This is a genomic window from Chryseobacterium aquifrigidense (assembly GCF_006716485.1).
Classification (GTDB): domain Bacteria; phylum Bacteroidota; class Bacteroidia; order Flavobacteriales; family Weeksellaceae; genus Chryseobacterium; species Chryseobacterium vietnamense.
Map to the genome: position 1 here is coordinate 241,216 of NZ_VFPD01000004.1, position 11,138 is coordinate 252,353.

Genomic DNA, 11,138 nt, shown 5'->3' on the forward strand with positions numbered 1-11,138 from the left:
CAATAGAATATTTTACCAAAATTACATTTTTTTTTACATGAACAAAAATTGTTTATTAATTCCGTTGATTAATCTCACTGGATTTCACTGAAACATTAGTAAGGCAAAAAATATCTTTTCAGGACAAATCCTTAGCATTCAAAATAAAGCAACACTTAACTAACTTAAAATCATTTACATATCGAAATAAATTATCTTTTATACATAAACATTAATCAACCATATATTTTTATAACAAGGTATATATTATGCTTTTTGTATTATTTTTCACAAAATCAAAATCAAATTGACATTTTTTTTGAAATAGTGAAGGTTTTTAATTTTAATTTTGCATTTATCTAGATGAGATTAAAAAAATACTTAAAAAACCAACCTGAAAAATACTTTATTCCGAAAAATGAAGAAAATTGCTGTCGTGGGTGCCGGCATTTCCGGCTTAAGCATGGCGAATTACCTGGAAAAACACAAGATCGATTACCATATTTACGAAAGAAGAAATAAAAAAGATCTGGCAGGTCACGGTTTTCTGATTCCTAAAGAGGGAATGGACTATCTTTATCAGATCATTGATCCTGACATTCTTCTCCAACATGGAAATTTTCTGAGAAAATACACACAATATTCTCATACCGGGAAGATCCTGGCAGAAAAGGAGCTGGATCATGTTTTCGCCATATCAAGACATTCATTAATCAATTTATTAGCTCAAAACATTTCACCTGAAAAGATAACCTACGAAGAAACAATCATTCCTGATGAATTACAAAACGGAAAACTGAAGCTTTCTGACGGAACTGATATTAATGCTGATATTACCATTATCTCTGATGGATCCAGAAGCCGGATCAGAAGGAATCTTTTTAAAGATGAAACGATGAGAATGGTAAGAGAAAGTGAAGTCGTGAATATCATTCAGAATAAAGAAATTGCAGAGGTGATTGATAATGACTTTATGAAGTTCCATCACAAGGAAGGCGGACTGACTTTTGGTATTCTCAAGCTTTCTGACGATACTATTCTCTGGTACTCCCAGTTCGACAACCAGAAATATATGATCAATGAATGCTCCGCAGAGAACTTAAAGAAATATATGCTTGAAGTTTTTGAAAACTGGCATCCTTTAGTCCCGGAAATCATACAGAAATCAAACTACAAAAATGTACATTTATGGAATGTATATGAACTGGAAGAGTTAAACCCTTTTTACAAAGACAACTTCGTATTCATTGGGGATGCAGCACACCCTCTTATTCCATTTACCAGCCAGGGAGTTACCTCTGCTTTGAAAGATTCTTTCTCATTAACGAAATATTTAGTTGAAGAAGAGAATATACAAAAAGCTTTCAATAAATATGAAACGGACAGAAAGCCGGAAATTGAGCATCACATCCGTAATGGAAGAACATTGCTTAAGCAGTTTTTACTGCCGCTCCACCAACAGCCAGAAAATATTTTACCCATATCTTATAAATAAATATGTTCACTAATAACGATATCAACTTTGAAGCCCTGAAAAGAAAGGCCTATAACGGAAGATGGGCTACCTTGGAAGACGGTATTATCCCTCTTACAGCAGCAGATCCGGACTTCAGAACAGCACCTGAAATAGAACAGGGAATTATTGAATACCTTAAAGACGGTTACCTCAGCTATGGTCCGTTTTCCGGGCTTCCTGAATTTAAGAAAGGTGTTGCAGATCATTTTAATCAGGAAAAACACGGGAGTTTCTCCCCTGAAAATATTTTGGCGGTTAACAGTGCTGCCCAGGGAATGTCCCTTATTGCATCCTATGTTCTCAATCCCGGAGATGAAGCTATTATTTTAGATCCTGTAGATTTTCTTTTCAAAAAATCAGTGGAAACGGCAGGGGGAAAAGTAATGCTTTGTCCTATAGATACAGCAACTGGAGAAATTGATTTTGAAAAACTGGTTTCTTTAATCAGCTCCAAAACCAAACTTATCAGCATATGCAACCCGCATAATCCACTTGGAAAAGTTTACTCTAAAGACGTTTTAGTACAGGTGGCAGAAATTGCAGCCGCTCATGATCTTTGGGTGATGAGTGATGAAATCTGGAGTGATATTATTTATGATAACAAAAGTTTCTATACGTATTCCTCTGTTTCTGAGAAAGCGAGGAAGAAAAGCTTCACAGTCTATGGATTTTCAAAGTCATTCGGAATTGCAGGACTGAGAATTGGAGCTGTATTGTGTCATGATCAGGATATTCTTGAAGACTTCACTGAGAAATCCAATTTCAATTCCACCATAGAAGGCATTTCTACTTTATCACAGATTGCCGGAAGTGTAGCACTGGAGAGAGCAAAGCCTTGGTACAAAGAATTTTTGACTCACTTGCAGAGCAACAGAGATCTTGCGTTCAAATTATTAAGCCGCTCAGAAATTGTAACGCCTAATCTGCCGGAAGCTACTTTCGTCCTGTTTCCAAAGATTAAAAACGGAATGACAAGTGACGAATTCGCTCAGCATGTTCTGACACATGGAAAAGTAGCCATTGTTCCGGGATCAGAAAGATGGTTCGGAAAAGGAGCGGAAGGACATATCAGAATTTGCTTTTCCACATCACAGGAAATTTTAGAAGAAGGAATTAACAGAATCATTACCAGCTTTTAAGATTAAAATTTTTAATTAAATTGATATAATTGATTATTATTTTTCCTAATTTATCTGAAATCTATCTTAAATTAAGATATTCATACTAAATATTTTAATTTAATATGGATATAAAAATAAATATTGATAATTTTGATTGAATCATCACTCAAAATTATTAATATGAAGATAAAATACATCAGCATTCTTTTACTCGGAGTTTCTACTCTCTCCTATGCCCAGCAAGTAAAGGACACTTTGAAAGAATCAAAAATTGACGAAGTAGCCATTACCGGAAGCCGGAACAAAAAAAGAACAGTTGTAAACACGCCTGTCCCTATTGATATTATTGATATCAAACAGGTAAGCCAGTCAACAGGACAAGTGGAAATCAACCAGCTTTTACAGTTTTCCGCACCCTCTTTCAATTCCAATAAACAATCAGGATCTGATGGCGCCGATGCTGTAGATCCAGCCACCTTAAGAGGTCTTGGTCCCGATCAGACTTTACTTTTGTTAAATGGAAAAAGATACCATCAGTCTTCACTGATTAACCTTTTTGGGACCAAAGGAAGAGGAAACACCGGATATGACATGAATACTATTCCGATTGGTGCCATAAAAAGAGTGGAAGTGCTTCGTGACGGAGCTTCCGCCCAATACGGTTCGGATGCTATTGCCGGAGTTATCAATGTTATCCTGAATGACCGGGACAAAGGTTTTGAAGGGAATGCTTTTTATGGTATGAATCTTTTTAAAAGCCCTGGAAGCAATGATGTTGTATCAGATCGTAAAGTAGACGGAAATACCTTTGATTTCAATGGAAATTTAGGGACTAAAATAGGTTCAAAAGGCGGCTTCGGTAATTTCACAGTAGAGTTTGTAAATAAAGAGTATGCTATAAGAAATGCAAATCCGGATATTTATACATCACCCAGACAGCGTTTCGGAGATGCAAAAGCTCAGAACATTTACTTTTTCGGAAATATAGAAGTACCATTATCTGATGGATTGAAATTTTATTCCCGTCAAGGTTTTTCGCATAGAAATACCAAAGCCTATGCCTGGACCAGAACCCCTGATGCAGACGGCAATATTCTGGAAGTTTACCCTACAGGATTCAACCCTATTGAAAATACCAGCATTACCGATTTCACGTTTGACAACGGATTAAAATTTAAAGTTGCTGACTGGGATGTAGATTTTTATAATGCTTTTGGTAACAATAGATTCACCTACCAGATAGACCATACCATTAATGCCACATTAGGAGTAAAATCTCCTACAAGTTTTAATGCAGGCGGACATTCATTGCTGCAGAATACCACCGGGTTTAATGCTGTGAAACAGTTCAAAGTACTGGAAGGGCTTAATATCGCTTTCGGATCAGAATTCAGGTATGAAAAATTTGACATCATCAAAGGAGAAGAAGCATCGTATGCAATGTATGATATCAATGGAAATGTAGTTACAAAAGATACTCCTCAAAATTTATTGGTCACCAATCCTTCGAGTGGCAATGTAAGACCGGGCGGCTCTCAGGGATTTCCCGGATATTCTATTGATACAGGTAAAAGCAGAAATAACTTTGCTGCATACGTAGACACCGAACTGGATGTTACCAAAAACTGGATGATCAGTATTGCCGGAAGGTTTGAAAACTATAATGATTTCGGAAGCACGCTGAATGGAAAGTTTGCAACAAGATACGCTATTACTCCCCAGTTTGCTTTCCGCGGGTCTGTTTCTACGGGATTCAGAGCACCTTCTCTGGCTCAGAAATATTACAGCCAGCAGTTTACCAATTTCCAGGGAGGACAATTGGTTACTATTCAATTAGCCTCTAATGACAGTAAACTGGCAAGCAGTCTGGGAATTCCTCAGTTGAAACAGGAAACATCAGTGAACGGAAGTGCCGGGTTTACTTTCAACACAGGAAAATTCACAGCAACAGTAGATGGTTATTACATCCGTGTTAAAGACAGAATTGTTCTTACCGGATATTTTGCACAGGCAGACTTGCCGGCAGATGTTCAGGCAGAAAATCCATTTATTGATCAGGTACAGTTCTTTTCCAATGCGATCGATACGAAAACAAAAGGAGTTGATGTGATCTTAAGCTATACTGAAAATATCGGTTCCGGAAAACTGACCGCTACCCTGGCCGGAAACTATAATGATATGGAAATCACAAAAGTGAATACTTCAGAACAGCTGGCAGGAAAAGAAGATATTTATCTGAGTGCAAGAGAAAAAGCATTCATTCTTGCTTCTGCTCCAAAAACAAAAGTGAATTTAAATCTTAATTACAGGCTTAATAAGTTCAATGTAAATCTGCAAATGGTAAGATTTGATAAGGTAACCCTGATCGGCTATGACGACTCAGAACAGGTATATAATCCCAAAGTAACGACTGATCTTTCTTTTGGGTATGAATTCTGCAAAAACCTGAGTCTTACTTTAGGAAGTAAAAACCTGTTCAACAGATATCCTACTCTACAGACCACGCATGTATCTGACGGAAATACAGAAGCTGGAGGTATTTTTGACCCCGTGCAGATGGGATTTGCCGGAAGACAGGTTTTTGCAAGACTTAATTTTAAGTTTTAATGGAATAAAAAGAAACTGTATCAAAGATTAATAATTTCACCGTTGTCATTCTGCGAAGGAAGAATCTTATTTATAAACCAATAACATAAGATTCTTCACTACATTTTATTTCGTTCAGAATGACACTTTGATACAGTTTTTTCTATTTTTTTGAAATCTTATACAATTTGCCACTGTCGGTTACCGCATAAAGATTCCCGTCCATTCCGTTTAATACATCACGGAAACGTTCTTTCTGATCGGCAAGAAGACGTTCTTCACCCACTACTTTATTATCTTTCATAACAATCCTGTTAATATGTTCACCACTCAGACATCCGATAATGAGATTGCCTTTCCATTCCTCAATATTTCCTGTATAGAAGGTAATTCCGCTTGGTGAAATCACAGGATCCCAATAATAGACAGGCTGCTCCGTTCCTTGTTTTTGGGTGATGCCCTGTCCTACTTTATCACCTGAATATTCAATTCCATAGGTTACATCTCCCCAGCCGTAATTTTTTCCCGGTTGGATGAGATTGATTTCATCACCACCTCTTGGGCCCATTTCCACATCCCAAAGAGTACCATTGGGATCAATGGCCATTCCTTGCGGGTTTCGGACTCCATAAGCGTAGATTTCCGGTTTATATCCTAATTTTCCGATGAATGGATTTCCCGGAGCTGGCTTGCCATCCTTTGTGATTTTTAAAATTTTCCCGAGATAATTATCCGTTCTCTGAGCATATACACGGGTAACTTTATCTGATCTTTCTCCTGTACTGACAAAGAGATTTCCATCTTTATCAAAAGCCAGGCGGCTTCCATAATGCTTATCTCCGTCATATGATGGTTCGGCACGGAAAATTACCTGAACTTCTGAGATATTTTTAAGGTCTGCAGAAAGTTTCCCTTTCGCTACAGATGTTAAATTTCCTTTACCAAAAGGTTCTGAGAAGCTAAAATAAATAATACTGTTGGTTTTAAAATCAGGATCTAGAGCGACATCCAGCATTCCACCCTGTCCTTTTGAATCTACCTTTGGAAAGCCATCTATTTTAGACACTTGTTTTCCATCTGGTGAAACAATATTCATATACCCTCTCTTATCGGTGATGAGAAACTTTCCGTCAGGTAAATTGATAATTCCCCAAGGTCTTCCCAGATCTTTATTCAATATTTCAACATTATAGGCTGTTGTTGTTTTTACGGCCTTAATTCTTGTCTGTCCTTTAAATGCCGGCTTATAGTCAGAATTAGGGTTTTCTGTTTCTACACTTCCGTCATTTCCCGTCTTCTGAGCATTGGCATGATTTTCTTTACATGAGGATAAAAAAAGAAAAAGGCTTACTACAGGAATATAAAATTGATTGATTTTCATATTATTACGATTAGGTTTCATACAACGAATGGAAAAATAATGCCAATAAAATTTGTATATATTAATTTTTATTCTACATTTGTAGAACAAATTACAAACTTGTAGAATGAAAGAGATCAAACTAACTGATTCTGAAAAAGTCCTTATGGAAATTCTTTGGGAAAAGAAAACTGTTTTCATGAAGGATATTCTGGAAGCCTATCCGGAACCCAAACCTGCAGCAACTACTATAGCAACCTTGCTTAAAAGAATGCAGAATAAAGAGCTGGTAGGCTATAAACTCTATGGAAATTCCCGCGAATACTATCCGAAGGTAGAGAAAGGGGAATATTTCAAGGAAGAAATGACTTCCATGATTGACCGTTTTTTCAACAGCTCTGTGACACAGTTTGCCTCATTTTTTACGTCCAATGCAAAACTTAGCCAAAAGGAACTGAAAGAACTTCGTGATATTATTGATGAACAAATAAAAGAATAAGTATGACGGCTATTATTCTGAAAATAATTCTATGTTCTTCTATTTTCATTGCTGTTTATTATGCCTTCCTGGAAAAAGAAAGAATGTACAGATTCAACAGATGGTATTTGCTAAGTTCCATACTTCTATCCTATATCATCCCATTCATCAATATTACGATAGAAAGTCCTGAAGCTAAAATAGAGCCACAAACTCAAATCATAATTGAAGAAACAGCTCAGCAAATGATTTTTATTCAGCCGGAACAGGAAAGTTTCAACTGGATGAATGTTGTGTGGGGCGTGTATGCTGTAATTACACTTTTTTTACTCATCAAAAGCCTTTTAGCTCTTTTAGCGATCAGAAGAATTAAAGGGGAAAGACGTACTTATGAGCATTACAATATCATTTTAACAGGTGAAGGTCTTTCTCCATTCAGTTTCTGGAATACAATATATATGGGGAAAAATTACATGGAAAATAATAAAGTTGACCAAAGGATTTTCCTGCATGAAAAGGCTCATATTGATCAGAAACATAGTATAGACTTAGTAATACTAAATCTTTTAAAGATTTTTACCTGGTTCAATCCTGTTCTTTTCCTATACAAAAAAGCAGTGATCACGAATCACGAGTTTTTAGCAGATGAAGCGGTACTGAAAAAGAATTATAGTATTAAAGAATATCAGAACCTTATTCTTGAAGAAATTCTTAGCCAGCAAAATCCTCCTTTGACCCATTCATTTAATTTTAATAACACCAAAAAAAGATTTATTATGATGAAAACAGAAAAATCGAAATTCAGTCTTTTAAAGAAAACAGCTGGAATCGCAACACTGATTGCTGCCGTTGTGTTACTTTCTGAAAGAACGTATGCAGGGAATTCTGCAAATATTCAGGTTCCAGAAAAAATAGTGGAAACTCCTGCTCAAACCAGTAGCCAGGATTCTTATCAGGAATTCAAGGATATATTGGCTAGGTATTCAGATTTGCTGAATGATGGAAAATATGCTGAATTTTCAAAAAAGATCTCCGAAAACGACAAAAAAAGGCTTGAAGAACTTTATCCATTACTGAGTGAAACCCAAAGAAATGAGCAGAAGATTACATTCTTTGCATTACCCGAATTAAAAAAAAGAATTCCAACAGAGAATGAGCTGAAATCATTTTTAAATAAAAAAGACTATGCAGTGTGGATTGATTCAAAAAAAATTGAAAACAGCATTTTGAAAAACTATAAAAAAACGGATTTTTCAAATGTTTATATCAGCAAAATTTATCCGAATGCCAGGACAGCAAAAAATCCTCAGCCTTATCAGGTTAGTCTAATGACTCATCCCTATTTTGAAAAAACCAAAGAAAAAGAAAAATCATCCATGATGATGGGATTTAAAAGACCAGACCTGAAAAAAGATCAGGATACCATAACTCCGCGAGAAAGCATTAAAACTGAAAACACAGAAGGCAAAAACACAAATACACAGGAAGACAAGACCTTTGTGAGTGCTGAATATCCAAATGGGATGAAAGATCTCAGAACAAAAATAGGCAAAACCATGAATGTCAGTAACCTGAGCCCAGTAAGTGGAACCATCAAAGCAACAATTTATGTTCATATAGACGAAACAGGGAAAACGACCAACCTGACAGCTTCGGGTGATAACGAGATTTTCAATAAGGAACTTCTTAAGACAGTCACTGAAATAAGTAACAATACAGTCTGGAAACCCGCTACGAAAGATGGAAAACCTATTGCTTCCGTACTAAAAGTTCCCGCAACAATGACTTTTACAAAACCTTAATATTGAAAGCGCTAATTTTTAGCGCTTTTTTTATTTTTTCAATTAATCCTGTTGAGAGTGTTAAAATTTTATTATCAAAATATTCACCTTCAAAACATTATCCTGTCTAATAATTTCTTTCGTATTTTTGTTGTATACATTCTTTTCTATGGATTTTAAGCTTCAATCAGAATACAAACCCACCGGAGACCAGCCTCAAGCTATTGAAAAGCTTACTGAAGGAATAGAGATCGGTGAGAAATATCAAACACTTCTTGGAGTTACCGGCTCCGGAAAAACCTTTACTGTTGCGAATGTTGTTAAAAATGTTCAGCGTCCAACTCTTGTATTGGCACACAATAAAACGCTTGCTGCGCAGCTCTTTATGGAGTTTAAAGAGTTTTTCCCGGAAAATGCTGTAGAATATTTTGTCAGCTACTATGATTACTACCAACCCGAGGCTTATATTGCCACAACGGGAACTTATATTGAAAAAGACCTGAGCATCAATGAAGAGGTTGAAAAGCTACGTCTTTCTGCAACTGCCAGTCTTCTTTCAGGAAGGAGAGATGTTTTGATCGTTGCTTCTGTTTCATGTATTTACGGTATCGGAAACCCTACGGAATTTCATAAATCTTTGATTTCTATTGCCATTGGCGAAAAAGTGACGAGAACAGCACTTCTCCATTCATTAGTTAATGCGTTGTATGCCAGAACTCTCAATGAATTCCAGAGAGGAACATTTCGTGTAAAAGGAGATGTTATTGATGTTTTTCCTGCCTACACGGATAACGCGATCAGAATTCAGTTTTTTGGAGATGAAATTGAAAAAATTCAGAGTTTTGACCCGGTAACAGGAAATGTAGAGGATAATTTTGATCAGATACAGATTTATCCTGCCAATCTTTTCGTAACATCGAAGGAGACTTTAAATGGAGCGATTAAAGATATTCAGGATGACATGGTAAAACAGGTTGATTTCTTTAGTTCTGTCGGAAAGCCATTAGAAGCCAAACGACTTCAGGAAAGAACTGAACTGGATCTTGAAATGATTAAAGAACTGGGCTATTGCTCAGGAATTGAAAACTACTCAAGGTATCTGGATGGCCGTCTTCCGGGAACAAGGCCTTTCTGCCTGATTGATTATTTCCCTAAAGACTTTTTAATGGTCATTGATGAAAGCCACGTTACCGTTCCACAGGTTCATGCCATGTATGGCGGAGACCGGAGCAGAAAAGAGGCATTAGTGGAATATGGTTTCAGACTTCCGGCAGCGATGGACAACAGGCCTTTAAAGTTTGAAGAATTTGAAGCTATTCAGAATCAGGTTATTTATGTTTCTGCAACGCCTGCAGATTATGAACTGGAAAAAACGGGAGGAGCTTATATAGAACAGATTATTCGTCCTACAGGACTTTTAGATCCGATTATTGAAGTAAGACCATCATTGAACCAGATTGACGATCTGATGGAGGAAATCCAAAAAAGAGCCGATGCTGATGAAAGAGTACTGGTTACTACTTTAACAAAGAAAATGGCGGAAGAACTTACCAAATACTTTACCAAATTCGGAATCAGAACGAGATATATTCACTCAGATGTTGAAACTCTGGAGCGTATTCAGATTATGCAGGATCTTCGTTTAGGTCTTTTTGATGTGTTGATTGGGGTTAATTTATTACGAGAAGGGTTGGATTTACCTGAAGTTTCGCTGGTTGCCATTCTGGATGCTGATAAAGAAGGAATGCTGAGAAGCAGAAGATCAATGATCCAAACGGTAGGGCGTGCCGCAAGAAACGTGAATGGAAAAGCAATCATGTATGCCGATAAGATCACAAAATCCATGCAGGCTACCCTGGATGAAACCGAATACCGTCGTGCCAAGCAGATGCAATACAATGAAGCTCACGGCCTGAAGCCGACGGCTTTAAATAAAAAGATATCCGAAAATCTTGTGGGCAGAAGCAAAGACTTCCCGGATGAAAAATATACGCAAAAAGAAATCCTTCAGAAGGTTGCCGAAACAAAAGCAACCTATGCCAGTGAAGATATCGAGAAAATGATTGCCCAGAAACAAAAAGAAATGGAAGCAGCAGCAAAAAATCTTGACTTTATCAAAGCGGCTAAACTGAGAGATGAAATTTCAGCATTGAAAGCGTAAAAGAATTAATTATAATATAGTTTCGGGGGGGGGGGGGGGGGTGGGAGAAAAAAAAAAAAAAAATTTTTTTTTTTTTTTTAAAAAAAATTTTTTGGGGGGGGGGTTTTTGTTGGAATATGGGTAAGTAAAAAAAATTTTTTTTTATTAAATTTTTTT

General features: G+C 36.6%; 7 protein-coding genes. 6 read left to right on the plus strand and 1 reads right to left on the minus strand.

Going from position 1 to position 11,138, the window contains the following annotated elements:
- Positions 1-397: 397 nt before the first annotated feature.
- From FB551_RS21905 to FB551_RS21915, 3 genes are all read left to right on the plus strand, one after another.
- Complete coding sequence (locus tag FB551_RS21905; RefSeq protein ID WP_142018928.1) at positions 398-1,474, plus strand: FAD-dependent monooxygenase; 1,077 nt, start codon at positions 398-400, stop codon at positions 1,472-1,474.
- 2 nt (positions 1,475-1,476) lie between these two features.
- Complete coding sequence (locus tag FB551_RS21910) at positions 1,477-2,634, plus strand: pyridoxal phosphate-dependent aminotransferase (protein WP_142018929.1); 1,158 nt, start codon at positions 1,477-1,479, stop codon at positions 2,632-2,634.
- A gap of 162 nt (positions 2,635-2,796) precedes the next feature.
- Positions 2,797-5,223 carry a TonB-dependent receptor plug domain-containing protein gene (locus FB551_RS21915; protein ID WP_142018930.1) on the plus strand — a complete coding sequence of 809 codons (2,427 nt, stop codon included), beginning with the start codon at positions 2,797-2,799 and terminating at the stop codon, positions 5,221-5,223.
- Positions 5,224-5,365: 142 nt separating this feature from the next.
- On the opposite strand, the gene FB551_RS21920 is transcribed toward FB551_RS21915, so the two are convergent.
- Positions 5,366-6,583 (minus strand): PQQ-dependent sugar dehydrogenase, encoded by a 1,218-nt coding sequence (locus FB551_RS21920; protein WP_142018931.1) that lies wholly within the window; start codon positions 6,581-6,583, stop codon positions 5,366-5,368.
- A 106-nt stretch (positions 6,584-6,689) separates the two neighbouring features.
- On the opposite strand from FB551_RS21920, the gene FB551_RS21925 reads away from it, so the two are divergent.
- The 3 genes from FB551_RS21925 (at position 6,690) to uvrB (ending at position 10,982) form a co-directional block, all read left to right on the plus strand.
- Positions 6,690-7,061, plus strand: a complete 372-nt coding sequence (locus FB551_RS21925; RefSeq protein WP_142018932.1) for a BlaI/MecI/CopY family transcriptional regulator — start codon at positions 6,690-6,692, stop codon at positions 7,059-7,061.
- 2 nt (positions 7,062-7,063) lie between these two features.
- The gene (locus FB551_RS21930) at positions 7,064-8,842 is read left to right on the plus strand and encodes a M56 family metallopeptidase (RefSeq protein WP_142018933.1); all 1,779 of its coding nucleotides are present in this window, start codon (positions 7,064-7,066) and stop codon (positions 8,840-8,842) included.
- Between the two features lie 148 nt (positions 8,843-8,990).
- Positions 8,991-10,982: an excinuclease ABC subunit UvrB gene (uvrB, locus tag FB551_RS21935; RefSeq protein ID WP_047428706.1), complete on the plus strand. Its 1,992-nt coding sequence runs from the start codon at positions 8,991-8,993 to the stop codon at positions 10,980-10,982.
- Positions 10,983-11,138: the final 156 nt, after the last annotated feature.

Excerpts from the sequence above, each read along its gene's own strand:
- FB551_RS21915 (WP_142018930.1), top strand. The coding sequence starts at position 2,797 with ATGAAGATAAAATACATCAGCATTCTTTTACTCGGAGTTTCTACTCTC.
- FB551_RS21905 (WP_142018928.1), top strand. The coding sequence starts at position 398 with ATGAAGAAAATTGCTGTCGTGGGTGCCGGCATTTCCGGCTTAAGCATG.
- FB551_RS21925 (WP_142018932.1), top strand. The coding sequence starts at position 6,690 with ATGAAAGAGATCAAACTAACTGATTCTGAAAAAGTCCTTATGGAAATT.
- FB551_RS21910 (WP_142018929.1), top strand. The coding sequence starts at position 1,477 with ATGTTCACTAATAACGATATCAACTTTGAAGCCCTGAAAAGAAAGGCC.
- FB551_RS21930 (WP_142018933.1), top strand. The coding sequence starts at position 7,064 with ATGACGGCTATTATTCTGAAAATAATTCTATGTTCTTCTATTTTCATT.
- FB551_RS21920 (WP_142018931.1), bottom strand. The coding sequence starts at position 6,583 with ATGAAAATCAATCAATTTTATATTCCTGTAGTAAGCCTTTTTCTTTTT.
- uvrB (WP_047428706.1), top strand. The coding sequence starts at position 8,991 with ATGGATTTTAAGCTTCAATCAGAATACAAACCCACCGGAGACCAGCCT.